At 51.3% G+C, this 14,919-nt stretch carries 13 protein-coding genes; 7 read left to right on the forward strand and 6 right to left on the reverse strand.

Annotated features, from left to right (window positions below; genetic code table 11):
* Positions 1–54: 54 nt before the first annotated feature.
* Positions 55–1,146, reverse strand: a complete 1,092-nt coding sequence (locus Undi14_RS16010) for a saccharopine dehydrogenase family protein (RefSeq protein WP_200181485.1) — start codon at positions 1,144–1,146, stop codon at positions 55–57.
* Positions 1,147–1,290: 144 nt separating this feature from the next.
* Between Undi14_RS16010 and Undi14_RS16015 the strand changes: the two genes are divergently transcribed.
* Positions 1,291–1,737: an Lrp/AsnC family transcriptional regulator gene (locus Undi14_RS16015; RefSeq protein ID WP_200181486.1), complete on the forward strand. Its 447-nt coding sequence runs from the start codon at positions 1,291–1,293 to the stop codon at positions 1,735–1,737.
* Between the two features lie 107 nt (positions 1,738–1,844).
* Here Undi14_RS16015 and Undi14_RS16020 read toward each other — a convergent pair whose 3' ends face one another.
* Positions 1,845–2,090, reverse strand: coding sequence for a hypothetical protein (locus Undi14_RS16020; protein ID WP_186883591.1), 246 nt, complete (start codon positions 2,088–2,090; stop codon positions 1,845–1,847).
* Between the two features lie 201 nt (positions 2,091–2,291).
* Positions 2,292–2,606: a hypothetical protein gene (locus Undi14_RS16025; protein WP_200181487.1), complete on the reverse strand. Its 315-nt coding sequence runs from the start codon at positions 2,604–2,606 to the stop codon at positions 2,292–2,294.
* A gap of 189 nt (positions 2,607–2,795) precedes the next feature.
* On the opposite strand from Undi14_RS16025, the gene Undi14_RS16030 reads away from it, so the two are divergent.
* Complete coding sequence (locus Undi14_RS16030) at positions 2,796–4,982, forward strand: prolyl oligopeptidase family serine peptidase (RefSeq protein ID WP_200181488.1); 2,187 nt, start codon at positions 2,796–2,798, stop codon at positions 4,980–4,982.
* A 50-nt stretch (positions 4,983–5,032) separates the two neighbouring features.
* Here Undi14_RS16030 and Undi14_RS16035 read toward each other — a convergent pair whose 3' ends face one another.
* The 3 genes from Undi14_RS16035 to kbl are packed head-to-tail and all read right to left on the reverse strand — an operon-like array spanning position 5,033 to position 8,635.
* On the reverse strand, positions 5,033–6,421 hold the full coding sequence (locus Undi14_RS16035) for an L-serine ammonia-lyase (RefSeq protein WP_200181489.1): 1,389 nt from the start codon (positions 6,419–6,421) through the stop codon (positions 5,033–5,035).
* Between the two features lie 27 nt (positions 6,422–6,448).
* Positions 6,449–7,420 (reverse strand): NAD-dependent epimerase/dehydratase family protein, encoded by a 972-nt coding sequence (locus Undi14_RS16040; RefSeq protein ID WP_200181490.1) that lies wholly within the window; start codon positions 7,418–7,420, stop codon positions 6,449–6,451.
* Between the two features lie 9 nt (positions 7,421–7,429).
* The gene (kbl, locus tag Undi14_RS16045) at positions 7,430–8,635 is read right to left on the reverse strand and encodes a glycine C-acetyltransferase (RefSeq protein WP_200181491.1); all 1,206 of its coding nucleotides are present in this window, start codon (positions 8,633–8,635) and stop codon (positions 7,430–7,432) included.
* Positions 8,636–8,795: 160 nt separating this feature from the next.
* Here kbl and Undi14_RS16050 point away from each other — a divergent pair, with 160 nt between their 5' ends.
* From Undi14_RS16050 to fdhD, 5 genes are all read left to right on the forward strand, one after another.
* Positions 8,796–9,368, forward strand: a complete 573-nt coding sequence (locus Undi14_RS16050) for a helix-turn-helix domain-containing protein (protein WP_186883585.1) — start codon at positions 8,796–8,798, stop codon at positions 9,366–9,368.
* 262 nt (positions 9,369–9,630) lie between these two features.
* Positions 9,631–11,274, forward strand: coding sequence for an OFA family MFS transporter (locus Undi14_RS16055; protein ID WP_200181493.1), 1,644 nt, complete (start codon positions 9,631–9,633; stop codon positions 11,272–11,274).
* 21 nt (positions 11,275–11,295) lie between these two features.
* Entirely contained in the window at positions 11,296–13,602 is a 2,307-nt protein-coding gene (locus tag Undi14_RS16060) for an FdhF/YdeP family oxidoreductase (RefSeq protein WP_200181495.1), read from the forward strand.
* The gene (locus Undi14_RS16065) at positions 13,595–13,888 is read left to right on the forward strand and encodes a hypothetical protein (RefSeq protein ID WP_234030638.1); all 294 of its coding nucleotides are present in this window, start codon (positions 13,595–13,597) and stop codon (positions 13,886–13,888) included. The genes Undi14_RS16060 and Undi14_RS16065 overlap by 8 nt, the downstream gene beginning before the upstream one ends.
* Positions 13,855–14,757 (forward strand): formate dehydrogenase accessory sulfurtransferase FdhD, encoded by a 903-nt coding sequence (gene fdhD / locus Undi14_RS16070; protein WP_200181497.1) that lies wholly within the window; start codon positions 13,855–13,857, stop codon positions 14,755–14,757. Before Undi14_RS16065 ends, fdhD begins: the two co-directional genes overlap by 34 nt.
* Positions 14,758–14,919: the final 162 nt, after the last annotated feature.

A 14,919-nucleotide genomic window follows, 5' to 3' on the forward strand; every position in this document is an offset into this window, starting at 1 on the left:
ACACGCTTCGGTTAAAAATAATGACGTCGCAGCAGAACGTCAGCCTGCCGGATATCAGACAGCGTAATACTGACCAAAACGGTTGCTGAGGAAATCAGATAACTTCGTTTGCTCTTGCCGCACCAGTCCACGTTGTGGCAGCTTGCCGCTGACCACCAGATCCACCATCGCGCAGATGCCGGAAGCGGTTGTTAATTGTATGGCAGACAGCAACTGACCATTCACATTCTGAGCATAGATTTTTTTTGCATATGATTCTTGTTCCAGTCGGCCAGCACGCGTGCCGACCACGCTGACGAATACCAGCACAACGTCTTGCTTGGTCATAGGGATGGACGTTTCCAGTACGTCTTTCAGGATGGGGCGGCGTTCGATTTTGCCGAGTTCCAGATCGCGGATCAGCATTTTGACGATATCACGGTGCCCTGGATAGCGCACGGTTTTGTAATTCAGATTTTGTACCTTGCCTTCCAGGCTTTCACATAGCGTCCCCAGGCCGCCGGAAGTGTTAAAGGCTTCGTAGTCGATGCCGTCGAGTGAAAAATGTTCGATTTCTTCGAGTGCAGCGGTTTCACGTAGTTGGCCATCGACGATCGCTTCACAAGGATTGCAGTATTCGTTGATCAGACCGTCAGTGCTCCAGGTGAGATTGTATTTCAGCGCATTGTTTGGAAATGTCGGCAGGGCACCGACGCGCATGCTGACATCACGCAAGGTGTCGAAACGCTGAGCAACGTCGTTGGCAACGATAGAGATAAAGCCCGGTGCCAGGCCACATTGCGGCACAAATGCAGAATGCGCTCCCTCGGCGAGCTGTTTGACGATGCGTGTGCTTTCCACATCTTCGGTCAGATCGAAGTAGTGCGAATTTGCCTCGCGCGCAGCACCGGCAATAATGGGGGTCAGAAAATAGGGACAAGCGGACAGCGTTACCTGATGACCGCGTATCAGTTCAGTCACCGCAGCTTTGTCGCTCAGATCGGCCTGCACGATACGGGTGTGTGGAAACGCGGCCTGTTCTACGTACTTCAACCGTTGTGGGTCGCGGTCTGCCACCGTGATTTCGTAGTCGCCGGTATGCGACAACAGGTTCAGAATTGCGTCGCCGATTTTACCTGCGCCGAGCAGGATGAGTTTGCTTGTCATGATGTTCTCCAAAACCTGATTGATGTTGTAAAAAGGTGCTGGAGCAAGTGTAGATGTAAATTTTGTCAGATAATAGTAGGTAAAATATCGTCAAAATGTAGTTAAATAATTCAATATGACGATATATAAAATCAAAATGACGACATGAAACCTGCGCTCGATGATATTGATCAGAAAATACTGGCCTTGCTGATGGATGATGCACGCACGCCGGTGACGACGATTGCCCGGCAGGTGGCGATTGCGCGCACGACCGTGATCGCCAGAATTGCGGCATTGGAAAAGCGCGGCATTATCGAAGGCTACGGCGTCAGGCTCAGTCATACGATGCGCCAGCCCGCAGTCAGGGCGTATGTAGGGATGTCGGTCGAGGCTAAATGCGCGCCATCGCTGATCCGTCATTTGCAGCAATTACCGGAAACCGAAACCTTGTGCGCGGTTAGCGGAGCGATCGACTACATGCTGACCTTGCGCTGCGATACGACAGAAACACTGGATCGTTTGCTGGATCAGATCGGTGCGATGGATGGGGTGCGGAAGACTTCTACTTCAGTCATCCTAAGTAAAAGAATAGACCGCGCCGCTTTATGATACTGCTGGAGATGGGATACTCACGGTGAGTATGCTTAAAGAGTCAGCGCCGTTACTTGAGTCCGGCGCGATGGCATAGGGGAGTATCTTACGAAATCAGGGCTTGTTCAGGAATTACTGGATGCTTTAATCTGTGCTTTTTTATCGTAAGCACCGGTTTTTTTCGCGACGTTATTGTCAGAAAAATGGGTGTTTGACTGCTGCAGGATTTGCAAATGTACCGATGCGCGATCAACGCCACCACGATCAAGCTGAGTCTGAACTTGCGCACTTGCGCTGGCAGAGGCAGATTCCTGAGCGACGTCAACGGTGTTTCTGTCTTGCGGATTCTGCGGAATTGTCATGGATGTCATGGCCAACACGTTGCTGCAAAAGACAGTACCAGCCAGCATAGTGGCTGAAAGCAAACTCAGGAGTAGCGGTTTTTTTAACATGATTACCTGCTGATATGTGAATGCTGCAAACGGAAGTACATGCAACTATAAGGTAAGTGTTGTGACTTGCCAAACAATTTAGTGTAAATTTTTTTTCAGATCGTCAGTATAGTTGCTTACTTATACCAGCAATGCTGGCTTTTTATGCAATTTTGTTCTGGCTTGCTGAATACTTTGATCCTGGCGGTCAAATGTCAGTTTTTCTTCGGCTGTCAGGCGTTTTCCTGTAATTTCCACGGTGTGTACAGTGGATGTGGATTGCGCAAGGTCGAAAGCGATCTTCTGTTGCTCCGTCATTCTCTGGGCTGTTATTGTAACGACAGGAATTAGTGGGTCGCTGATGGCTGTTTGCTGGAATGCTGTTGTCAGTGCGATGGCTGCGGCAAATCCAGCGATGCTGAAGATGCTTAATTGGGATGTAGTCAGTGATTTCATGATTGCTCTCCGGTTGATTGATTGGTGTTGCGATGGTTGTACTGTAAATAACGCGCCAACATATCGCCAGCGAGATGCGATGAAATGCAGAAAGTCAGGGTTAAAGCTAAAAAAACAACGACTGAAATGCGATGGCCTGACTGCGATTTTGTGAACCGGGATTGGAAATGACGTTTTACTGGAGGCGATATGCCTGAATTCAGAAGTAGTTGTCTGTGGTTGGTATTGAGCGCATTCCTGCCTGGAATGGCACAAGCACAGACATGGGGAGCGTATCCTGCGATGCCGCCAGCGGTGGTGCAGGCGGTTCAGTCGGTCAGAGATAATGTCACCAGTGAAGCGCCAGACCCTTTTCGCCTGTTCGAGCAAACGGAACATGTGCAGGTAAAGGATTGGCTGCAACGACAAAATGCACTAACGGATAGTGTGATGGCAAGACTGGAAGGGCGCGACGCCTTGCTGGCACGCCTGCGCGGACAGATGTTGTCTGAAGTGCCGACTGTTCCCGTCACCGGGAAAGCTGCTGCGATTGAAGATATAGAAAACGCCGACAGCAGGATTTATGTGCAGGCGGGTGCGGATCAGCACAGACGCGTCATTATTCAGAGCAAGGCAGTTGGCGCTGAACGGGTCTTGTTTCTGACCGCAGATAATGAGCAGATACAGCGCCTGTTACCCGCGCCCGACATGAGCAAACTGGGCGTACTGACGCAAACTAATAACAATGGTCGTACAGAATTGCATCTCAGCATCGTCCATGTCAGTGAGGGACGGCTATTGGATGATCGCATTACGCTGGCTGATGATGCTGAAAATAATGCGTTCTGGAAAGCGGATAGCAAAGCAGTTTTTTATACCCGCTCTGCTGATCGCCATAGCAATGGAATTCAGCAGAGAAAAACTGAAATTGCGCAGCACATCATCGGCGAGCCGGTGCGTATTGATAAAGTGATCGTCGGTGCCGGTATGGCAAAACCTGCCCGTTTGTCGTCTGACGACACTGTGCGCATGAGACTCGTACCGGACGCCGCGCTGGTATTCATCGAAGTGACGCACGCGAACGGCAAAGCAAAAAGCTACTTTTACGCAAAACAAAGTGACGTGACTGGTGTTGGCACAGCCTGGAAATTGTTTGCGGCGCCTGCGGATAAAATCGAGAGTCTGGCGTTCGCCGGTGACGCAATCTATCTGCTATCGCGTAAGAAAACGACCAATGGCAGCCTGTTAAAAATCGATTTAAAAACGCTGAAGCTCGGTCAGGCAAAACCATTGGTGAAAGATGGAGCCGCGATCTTGCATGAATTATTCGCAGTAAAAGACGCGGTGTATTGGCATGCGAGTGAAGCGGGCGTGAGTCAATTGCTGAAAGCTGACGCGAATAGCGGGAACATCAGTGCTATCGTTTTGCCTTTGCGGGGACAAGTCAGTGAAATGTCGCTGGAGCCCGCTTCCGGCCAGCTTTCTTTTATTCTGCAGTCTGCCAGTGTTGCACCAGTCAGATATCGTCTTGGTAAAGACGGACAGCTTGTTTCAGTCTTGCCCGCAGGTACGGCAGCGCAGCCAACCGCCGGTATTCTGAGTAAAACTTTCTATTTGGCCGCCGCCAATGGTGAGCGTATTCTTTTAACCCTGATTTATCACGCAGGCCTGGAAATGGATGGCAGCCATCCGGCCCTACTGGTGACCGACTATGCGACGCCGCCATTCTTTGCTCCCGGGTTTGATGCGAGCAGAATGGCGTGGCTGGAGCAGGGAGGTATTGTAGCGATTGCACAAATGCGTTCTGCAACAAGTGATGTTGATAGAAAAGCTGCCAGACTGGCGAAATACACTGCAGCGGACAATAAAAACGACCAAAGTACGAAGGTGATTCTGGCGGCAGAGTATCTGATCAAGGAGGCTTATACATCAACCGGAAAACTCGCTGCAGAAGAGTTGGACTCCGGCAAGGATGCCGTGATTAAAGCGGCATTGCGTCGCCCGGATTTGTTCGCGGCGGTGCACGTGCATAACGTGCGTAGTGAGGCTTTGCCCGCCGTCGATGAAAAAATCACGCCGAAAATAAATCGCACGACTGCAGTAGAGACGGCATTCGCGTTTGATGAATTGCGTTCTGGCGTGGCTTATCCCGCTATGTTGATATCGGCTGATACCACTGAGACTGGTGCTCCGCTGTGGATGTCTGCCAAATTAGCCGCTGGCATGCAAATACTGAGTGCCAATAAAAATCGCCCAGTTTTACTACGAACATCGGCAAAGAGGTCTGATGCTGAAATGCAGACTGCACAGTCATCACAGTCTGAGCGTGCTGATGCGTGGGCTTTTCTGTTATGGCAGGCCGGAGTTAAGAAGTTCTCTTTGAATGGTGGTAAATAATCGGATAGCGAAAACTTCGCGATCCGATTGTGGGCGCAGCTTATTCCTTGTCAGCAAGCCGCATAGTTCACAGTCACTACGTGAATAGCTAGGCCACCTAATGAGGTTTCTTTGTATTTTGCCTGCATGTCAGCACCAGTCTGACGCATCGTTTCTATCGCATCATCTAAAGTCACTTTGTGCTGACCGTCACCGCGCAACGCCAGTGATGCGGCGGTGATGGCTTTGACGGCACCCATGCCATTGCGTTCTATACAGGGAATCTGTACCAGCCCGCCGATAGGGTCGCAGGTCATTCCCAGATGATGTTCTATGCCGATTTCAGCCGCAGCCTCGATCTGTGCGTTGGTGCCACCGAGTGCAGCGGTCAGACCGGCGGCAGCCATCGCGCAGGCGACGCCGACCTCGCCCTGACAACCTATCTCAGCGCCGGAAATAGAGGCATTTTTTTTGCACAACATTCCAATCGCGGACGCGGCAAGCAAAAAGTTACGGATGCCTTGCTCAGGGTTAGATGGCTTGCAGTCTTCGGCGTAATAGCGCAACACCGCAGGAATAATGCCGGCGGCACCATTGGTCGGGGCCGTCACAACGCGGCCACCGGCCGCATTTTCTTCGTTGACTGCCATCGCGTACAAGCTGACTCTGTGCAAGCCATCATGTGGCAGCACATCAGCGCTGGAATTCGCCGCACGCCATAGATTCGCAGCGCGCCTCTGTACCTGCAAGCCGCCAGGCAATTCGCCGCTCATTTGCAAACCACGGGCGATACAGGCTTTCATCACTGCCCAGATGTTATCGATACCCGCATTCAACTCTTCGTCACTGCAATGACAGTTTTCATTCGCGCGTAACATCGTCGTGATCGACAAGCCGGTGCGTTGACCATGAGCGAGTAAATCTGCCATGGTATTGAATGGGAATGGCACTGGCACTGGTTTCGTAGTGTTCTTACTCTCTGTGGGAGTGGCTGTTAATTCCTCTTCAGAGTAAATAAAACCGCCGCCGGTAGAGTAATAAGTTTTTTCAGAAATACTGCCGTCGCTGCGCGTGAGGAAAAATTTGAGACCATTCGGATGACCGGGCAAGACTTCCTGTTTGAACCAGAGCAGATCGGTTTGCGGATCAAATGCAACGCTGTGTTGTCCGAGTAAGTTCAGCTGTCTGGTTTGCTTCAGAATGGCGAGCTTTTCTTCTACGCTTTCTGGCGCAACATCTTGTGGAGTTTCTCCCATCAGGCCAAGTAGCACCGCTTTGTCTGTGGCGTGACCGACACCGGTCAGGGCGAGTGAACCATACAGCGCAACCTGCACTTTTGTTGCCAGATGAAGATCGGGTGTTTCCAGTAAAAAACGCCGGCCTGCCAGCATGGGGCCAACGGTGTGAGAGCTGGAGGGGCCGACGCCAATTTTAAATAAATCAAATACACGCATGTCCATCGTCGCCACTCCAGTCTCAAATTTTATTTATGCAGCCTTGTCTAATCCTTTGGCTGCTACGGTGATATTTTTCAGCATGTCAGCGACCAACGCATCGAGGCCGATGTTCGCTTGCCATTTCCAGTCCTTCTGTGCCTGACTGTCGTCCAGACTTTGTGGCCAGGAAGCGGCAATTGCTTGTCTGCTGTCCGGGGCGTAGTGTATTTCAAATGCAGGCAAATTTTGTTTGATTGCAGCGGCCAATTCACGTGGATTGAAACTTAAACCAGCGACATTATAGGAAGAACGTACAGAAAGTTTGGTGGCGTCCGCATCCATCAGAGAAATTGTGGCGCGGATAGCATCTGGCATATAGATCATCGGCAGCGTGGTCTCTGCTTCCAGAAAACACTCATAGGATTCGCCACGCAATGCTGAATGGAAAATTGCAATCGCATAATCAGTGGTACCGCCGCCTGGTGGAGACTTGTAACTGATGATGCCGGGATAGCGAATGCTGCGGACATCAACGCCATATTTTTCAAAATAATATTCGCACAGACGTTCACCGGCGAGTTTGCTGATGCCGTAGATCGTGCTTGGGTCCATGACAGTATATTGTGGTGTGTTGACCGGCGGTGTGTTCGGGCCAAACGCGGCGATGGAGGAAGGCCAGAATACTTTCAGTGGCTTTCCGGCTTCACCTCGGATGCGGGCGATTTCCAGAATATTCAGCAAACCGTCCATGTTCAGTTCCCAGGCTTTCAGCGGCGCTTTTTCTCCGGTTGCCGATAACAGTGCTGCCAGCTGATAAACCTGAGTGACGTTGTACTGTTCTATCACTTCGCTGATACGGGCTGCATTCAGTACGTCGATGATTTCATAAACTTTTGCGCCGTACAGGCTGGCGGGGCTGATATCGGCCGCCACCACGTTGTCTGCGCCATGCTGCAGTGCGAGCGCTTCAACCAGCTCACTACCGATCTGACCATTCGCGCCAATGACTAATATTTTTTCCATGTCGATTCCTTATTTAATCAGACCCAGTTCGCGGCCAGCTTGTGCAAAAGCAGCTAGTGCGGTGTTGAGTTGTTCTGTTGTGTGTGCGGCAGATAGCTGGACGCGAACCCGCGCTTGTCCCATTGGTACCACCGGATAGAAGAAGCCGGTGACAAACACGCCGAGCTCATATAAGCGGGCGGCAAATTTTTGCGCAACTGGCGCATCGAATAGCATCACTGGAACGACAGGATGCGTACCCGGTTTAATCCTGAATCCAAGCGAGACGATCTCACGGCGGAAGTGCTCGGTATTCGCATGCAGACGATCCCGCAGTTCTGTTGAAGACGACAGTCGTTGCAATACCGATAAAGAGGCACCGGCGATTGAGGGCGCAAGCGTATTCGAGAACAGGTAAGGGCGTGATTTCTGACGCAGGGTGTTGATCACTTCTTTGCGTCCCGCTGTAAAGCCACCCATCGCACCGCCCAATGCTTTGCCCAGCGTGCCAGTGATGATGTCGATGCGCCCGATCACATTGTGATGCTCATGCGTACCGCGACCGGTCTTACCCATGAAACCGGATGCATGGCACTCGTCTATCATCACCAGTGCATCATATTTATCCGCCAGTGCACAGACTTTATCGAGCTGGGCAATCGTACCGTCCATCGAAAATACACCGTCAGTGACGATGATACGATGGCGTTTATCTGCAGCAGCCTGCAGTTGCGTTTCCAGATCAGCCATGTCGTTATGTGCATAGCGATAACGTGCCGCCTTGCATAAACGGATGCCGTCGATAATCGATGCGTGATTCAGTGCGTCGGAAATGATGGCGTCATTTTCATCAAACAGGGGTTCAAACACACCGCCGTTGGCGTCGAACGCGGCAGCATACAAAATGCAATCTTCGGTGCCGAGAAATTCTGAGATCGCTTTTTCCAGTTGCTTGTGTACCGTTTGCGTGCCACAGATGAAACGTACCGATGACAAGCCATAGCCAAATTGTTCTGTCGCGGCAATGGATGCCTGCACCATCGCTTCGTCGCCAGACAGTCCCAGATAGTTATTTGCGCACAGGTTGATTAACTGGCGACCATCGTCGCAAGTGACAACCGCACCCTGACGCGAGGCAATCACGCGTTCTGATTTGTACAAACCTTGCTCGCGTAAATTGTTCAGATTTCCCGCTAAATTGCTGATGAAGTGTTGTCTGGATGTAGTCTGGCTCATGATAGTCTCGGTAATTGCTGTGGCTGACGGGTTTCTGCTGTTAGACTGGAAAAAGGAAATTTTTTAACTTGTTTAGAATAAATTAAAAAATTCAATATCTGGAACATAAATTCGATATATCGAATATTAAGCATTAATTTTTAATGATGCAAGAGCCTTTATGAAAAAAGTTTTATCAAATACGCCGCCAGAAGTTGGCGCAACCTTGCAGAAATTGCGTCTCGACCGCGGCCTGACGCTGGAAGATTTGTCGCGTACCGCGGGTGTTTCCAAATCGATGCTATCGCAAATTGAACGTGAAAAAGCGAATCCCACTATTGCTGTTGCATGGCGACTGGCAAATGCACTGGGTGTGACGATGGCTGAGCTGTTGTCGTCGGAAGTGCCGCAGCAGGATGTGATCCGTTTGCTGGAGTCACACGAAACACCGACACTCTCCGGTGAACACGCTGGCTATGTTTTACGGATTCTTGGCCCTATGGATCTGGCCGGTAAGTATGAATGGTACGAGTTAATGCTGGCACCCGGTGGTGCCTTGGTATCGAATCCGCACGATCCAGGCACGACTGAACATCTGACGGTGCTGCAGGGCAGTGTCGAAATTGAAGTGGACAACACACGCAAGAAAGTTAAAGTCGGTGCCACGGCCCGTTACGAAGCCGACAAAAGTCACGCCATCAGAAACACCGGTAAGACTGAAGCAAAAGCGTTGATGGTGGTGATACATCGTTGAGGTGACACCTTGCCTGTCAATATTGAGAGTGTTGCCAGCAAGAGCGCCGCGTTGCACTGTCGATTTACTGCTGGTTTGCGGACATTGATAACGGGCGCTTTGTAAATTGCCTGATCAGAAATTTTCCTTGTCAGAGCGGTAGCGTAGGTGGTCAAAAAATTAAATTTTAGTAACAAAATGCAATATTGATCTGGATCAAAGCGCTTACTTTGATAAGCTCAGGCCATATTATTGAAAAAGCATTTTTAAACAGGAGTGTTGTATGTCGCAAACGCAACCGGGGTGGTTTGCTAAAGAGCGCACGATCGCAGGCGAGGGTTTTAACCGCTGGTTGGTCCCGCCGGCCGCATTAGCGATACATTTGTGTATAGGCATGGCGTATGGCTTTTCGGTGTTCTGGTTGCCTTTGTCGCGTGCCATCGGGATTAAGAATCCGGTCGCCTGCCCGCAGGATATGAGTTTGCTGGCTGAGTTGTTCGCCAGCGATTGCGACTGGCGTATTTCTACTCTGGCGTGGATGTACACCTTGTTTTTTGTGTTTCTCGGCAGTTCGGCCGCTTTATTCGGTAAGTGGCTCGAGCATGCCGGGCCACGCAAGGCAGGCATTGTGTCTGCACTCTGCTGGTGTGGTGGGCTGGTCATTTCTGCTTTTGGTATTTATATCCATCAAATGTGGCTGATGTGGCTGGGTGCCGGTGTGATCGGCGGTATCGGGCTGGGTCTTGGCTACATTTCGCCGGTCTCTACTTTGATTAAATGGTTTCCTGATCGTCGCGGTATGGCAACGGGTATGGCGATTATGGGTTTTGGTGGCGGCGCGATGGTGGGGGCTCCGTTGGCCGATTGGCTGATGCGTTTCTATGCGACGCCGGTGTCCGTCGGTGTATGGGAAACCTTCCTGACGATGGCGGCGATTTACTTTGTCTTTATGCTTGCCGGTGCTTTTGCTTATCGTGTACCAGCTTCCGGTTGGGCACCGGCAGGCTGGGCGCCAGCGGCGACCCAGATCAGCAATGTCATGATTACCAGCCGCCATGTTCATCTGGAAAAAGCGTGGAAGACGCCACAGTTCTGGCTGATATGGAGTGTGCTGTGCCTCAATGTTTCTGCGGGGATTGGCATTCTGGGCATGGCATCGCCATTGCTGCAGGAGGTGTTTGGCGGTAAGTTGATTGGTGTTGACGTTGCTTTCAATGATCTGACCGCGACACAAAAAACGCAGATCGCAACCATTGCGGCAGGCTTTACCGGTTTGCTGTCCTTATTCAATATCGGTGGGCGGTTTTTCTGGGCTTCGTGTTCCGATTACCTGGGCCGTAAGGCAACCTATTTCATTTTCTTTGTTCTTGGGTTCGTTTTGTATGCGTCCATCCCCAGTGCAGGTAAGGCTGGCAGCATGGCGCTGTTCGTGCTGGCGTTCTGCATAATTTTATCGATGTACGGCGGCGGATTTGCCACGGTACCTGCATATCTTGCAGATATGTTTGGCTCGCAAATGGTGGGGGCAATTCATGGCCGCTTGCTGACGGCATGGGCGACGGCTGGCGTGCTGGGGCCTTTGCTGATTACGTATATCCGAGAATACCAGATTGCGCAGGGAGTACCAAAAGCACATGCTTACGACGTCACGATGTATATCCTCGCCGGATTGTTGGTGCTTGGTTTTGTCTGTAATTCAATGATAAACCCCGTGGAGCCGGAGAATTTCATGAGCGACGAAGAGCTGGCATTGGAACGTAAGCTCGCACATGATCGCAGCGTTACCGTTACTGATAACGGAGTTGCCCCGGTTGCCAGCGTATCCAGCCATCCTGTCTTGCTGATTGCGGGGTGGACGGCGGTCGGCATTCCTATGCTGGCAGGAATCTGGATCACCTTTCAGAAAGCCGTTGTGCTGTTTAAGTAACGGATAGTCACAGAGGTTCTGATGGATAAAAAGGTCATACAAGTCTATACCCAGCCTGCCGGTGGATGGGGCGCTCTGAAAAGCGTGGCGCAACAAATTCTTGAGCAAGGAAATCCTGCCAAGGGCGCACGCACGCTGTTGTCCGCGAATCAGCCTGATGGATTTGATTGTCCCGGCTGCGCCTGGCCGGATGCCGATCACACATCAACCTTTGAATTTTGTGAAAACGGCGCTAAGGCGGTTGCTGCGGAGTCAACCGCGCGACGAGCCACGCCAGACTTGTTTGCTGACTACACCGTGACCCAGCTTGCTGAAAAAACAGATTACTGGCTGGAAGCGCAGGGGCGTCTGACACATCCACTGGCTTATGACAGGGTTAGCGATAAGTATCTGCCGGTGTCGTGGGATACCGCGTTTGAATTAATTGCCATGCATTTGCGTGCTCTGCCGACGCCAGACGATGCGATTTTTTATACCTCTGGTCGTACCAGTAATGAGGCCGCATTTTTGTATCAGCTGTTTGTGCGTGAATTCGGTACAAATAATTTTCCTGATTGTTCAAACATGTGTCACGAACCTTCCGGATATGCGATGCGTGAGGCCATCGGAACTGGCAAGGGTACGGTGTTGTTAGCTGATTTCCAGAAAGCGGATGCCATTCTGATTTTTGGACAGAATCCAGGTACGAATCATCCGCGTATGCTTGGTGAGTTACGCGCAGCAGCAAAGCGTGGCGCCGCGATCATGTCATTCAATCCTTTGCGTGAACGTGGTCTGGAAAAATTTCAGAATCCGCAAGATATGTCTGAGATGCTGGGCGGCAAAGTGACGGCAATTTCCTCGGATTATTTTCAGCTCAACATTGGTGGTGACCTCTCCGCCGTTAAAGGCATGATTAAGTGTGTGCTGGAGGCTGATATCGTCGCGCAGGCCAATGCTCAACCGCGTGTGATCGATGTCGCGTTTATTGCTGAGCATACGGCGAATTTTGAAGTTTTTGCGGCGGATGTGCTGGCGGAATCCTGGAGCGTGATCGTCAATGAGTCCGGTCTGGATCGTGCGCAGATACAGCGTGCTGCCGATAGTTATATGGCGGCAGACAAGGTGATCGCTTGTTGGGGAATGGGAATCACGCAGCATAAGCATTCGGTGGCGACGATACAGATGATATTGAATCTGCTGCTGTTGCGCGGCAATATCGGCAGGCCGGGTGCCGGCCCATGTCCTGTACGCGGGCACAGCAATGTCCAGGGCGATCGCACAATGGGCATCAATGAAAGACCGAAGCGGGCTTTTCTTGAACGTCTTGGTAAAGCGTTTGATTTCGCTCCGCCGCTTGAAGATGGTTACGACACTGTCAGCGCAATTCAGGCGATGCTGGATAGCCCCGATAAAGTGTTCTTTGCCATGGGCGGTAACTTTGCCACGGCGACGCCGGATACGCCATTGACCCATCGCGCTTTGCAAAACTGCGCGCTGACCGTCCATGTCACAACCAAGCTCAATCGCAGTCATCTGGTTTGCGGTCGCGAGGCATTGATTTTGCCTTGTCTCGGGCGCACTGAAATCGACATTCAGGCCAGCGGGCCGCAAGCGGTGACGGTGGAAGATTCGATGAGCATGGTGCATTTATCTTCAGGCATCAACCCACCGGCATCGGCTGATTTGTTATCTGAACCCATGATCGTAGCGCGGCTGGCGATGGCAACTTTAGGTGAAAAAAGTAACACCGATTGGATGGGGCTGGTTGCTGATTACGACCGCATCCGCGACAAAATCGCGCTGGTATTTGATGAGTTTGCCGACTTTAATGCGTGCGTTAAAACGCCGGGTGGATTTCATTTGCGGAATTCTGCTGGTGAGCGGGAATGGCTGACCACATCGGGAAAAGCCAATTTCTATGCGCATCCGGTACCGACTGATCTGCCAATTCATCAGGCGCGCGAGCAGCGTGATTCGCCGGTATTTAACCTCGCAACGATGCGCTCTCACGATCAGTACAACACGACCATTTATGGTTTGAATGATCGCTATCGTGGCGTGTTCGGCGAACGTCGCGTTTTATTTATTCATGCGGAAGATATCGCTGCCATCGGCATGCAGGCGGGTGACTGGGTGGATATCGAAAGCCTGTCTGACGATGGCATCCGGCGTCAGGTAAAGCGGTTTATGCTGGTTGAATACAATATTCCACGCGGTTGTCTGGCGGCTTATTTTCCTGAAACGAATGGACTTGTCGCACTCTCCAGTTTTGCAGATTACGCCCGCACGCCGACCTCTAAATCGATTCCTGTGATCTTGCATCCACATCAGGCTGGTCATGAATAATGAAGCGGTATTGATGAATCCGGCATCGTCAACCTTGGCTGATGCTTTACTGGATGAATTGGCATTGAGCAGTGTCCCTGTTTCTGTTTTGCGTCTGACCAAGCGCTTGCGTGTGCGCCTGAGCAGTTTGCTGCGTTGCGTCGCTTATCTGGGGGAGGACATTATCGCTGGCAACCCCGGCCCCGGTTGGGTGCAGTTACATCAGGATGGCGACAGAACTTTGTTGAGCCTGACACAAAAAGGTCGTGATAAATGGCAACAGGAAAAATGTCATCAGAGAGTCTGAACCTGTCGGATCATTTTTCGCGCGGCAGTCGTGAAATGACCGTTGATCAGTATAAGTTTGCAGATGGATTTCACTTGCAAACCAGCGATAGTATTGCTGAGGAAGTGCCGGTTGCGCTGGTCTTTAATGGCATTTCACATGCGGTGATGATGGCGACGCCGCTGGACCTGGAGGATTTTGCAATCGGCTTCAGTCTGGCAGAGCGTATTGTCGATCAGGCTTCGCAGATTTACGATATTGTGGTGGTCAGCAATACCGCGATACTCGGCATTGAATTGCAGATACAGATCGCTTCTGAATGTTTTGTCAGACTCAAAAATAAACGTCGTAGCCTGTCGGGTAAAACCGGGTGCGGCCTGTGTGGTCTTGAAAGTTTGCAGTCATTGGATCTTGCCACGCCGCGTCTGAATGCTGATCATCGTGTGAGTAAAGCAGCACTGGCCAAAGCGTTCGGGCAACTCAGCAGCAAGCAGGTGCTCAATGCGGCTACAGGCTCTATGCATGCGGCCGCATGGGCTGATCTGGACGGCGACATCCTTTGCGTGCGGGAAGATGTCGGTCGCCACAATGCGCTGGATAAACTGATCGGTGGATTGCGTTGCGAGCGCGGTGAGGTTACCGATATTCGTGATTCTGTCGCGGGAAATCCATGGGCAGCCGGTTTCGCGATCATGAGCAGCCGCGCCAGTTACGAGTTGCTGCAGAAATCGGCGCGTGCAGGCATCAGCATACTGGCGACGATTTCTGCCCCGACCAGCTTAGCCATCAGCATGGCGGAATCAGCCGGCATCTGTCTGATCGGTTTTGTCCGCGAACATGGCTTTGTTGTGTACACCCATCCGCAACGCCTGCAAGCTGGAAGTACATGAGGCTGTTGCATTGTAAAACTGTGCTTAGCTGTCACAGCAGTTCATCGTCTGATTCGTGTTACTGACTGCCGCACCGTAACAACGCCAGACTTACTTTCATTCGTTTTGCCTGGGTTTTGAGGGGGTAAGGGCGATATAATAGATGGAAAATTCATCTAACCT

This window comes from Undibacterium sp. 14-3-2 (assembly GCF_016595265.1).
Lineage (GTDB): Bacteria > Pseudomonadota > Gammaproteobacteria > Burkholderiales > Burkholderiaceae_D > Undibacterium > Undibacterium aquatile.

Bases quoted from the DNA above. Each gene is read 5' to 3' on its own strand.
- Undi14_RS16015 (WP_200181486.1), top strand. From the start codon at position 1,291: ATGAAACCTGCGCTCGATGATATTGATCAGAAAATACTGGCCTTGCTG.
- Undi14_RS16035 (WP_200181489.1), bottom strand. From the start codon at position 6,421: ATGGACATGCGTGTATTTGATTTATTTAAAATTGGCGTCGGCCCCTCC.
- Undi14_RS16030 (WP_200181488.1), top strand. From the start codon at position 2,796: ATGCCTGAATTCAGAAGTAGTTGTCTGTGGTTGGTATTGAGCGCATTC.
- Undi14_RS16025 (WP_200181487.1), bottom strand. From the start codon at position 2,606: ATGAAATCACTGACTACATCCCAATTAAGCATCTTCAGCATCGCTGGA.
- kbl (WP_200181491.1), bottom strand. From the start codon at position 8,635: ATGAGCCAGACTACATCCAGACAACACTTCATCAGCAATTTAGCGGGA.
- Undi14_RS16065 (WP_234030638.1), top strand. From the start codon at position 13,595: ATGAATAATGAAGCGGTATTGATGAATCCGGCATCGTCAACCTTGGCT.
- Undi14_RS16055 (WP_200181493.1), top strand. From the start codon at position 9,631: ATGTCGCAAACGCAACCGGGGTGGTTTGCTAAAGAGCGCACGATCGCA.
- Undi14_RS16040 (WP_200181490.1), bottom strand. From the start codon at position 7,420: ATGGAAAAAATATTAGTCATTGGCGCGAATGGTCAGATCGGTAGTGAG.
- Undi14_RS16020 (WP_186883591.1), bottom strand. From the start codon at position 2,090: ATGACATCCATGACAATTCCGCAGAATCCGCAAGACAGAAACACCGTT.
- Undi14_RS16050 (WP_186883585.1), top strand. From the start codon at position 8,796: ATGAAAAAAGTTTTATCAAATACGCCGCCAGAAGTTGGCGCAACCTTG.
- Undi14_RS16010 (WP_200181485.1), bottom strand. From the start codon at position 1,146: ATGACAAGCAAACTCATCCTGCTCGGCGCAGGTAAAATCGGCGACGCA.
- fdhD (WP_200181497.1), top strand. From the start codon at position 13,855: ATGGCAACAGGAAAAATGTCATCAGAGAGTCTGAACCTGTCGGATCAT.
- Undi14_RS16060 (WP_200181495.1), top strand. From the start codon at position 11,296: ATGGATAAAAAGGTCATACAAGTCTATACCCAGCCTGCCGGTGGATGG.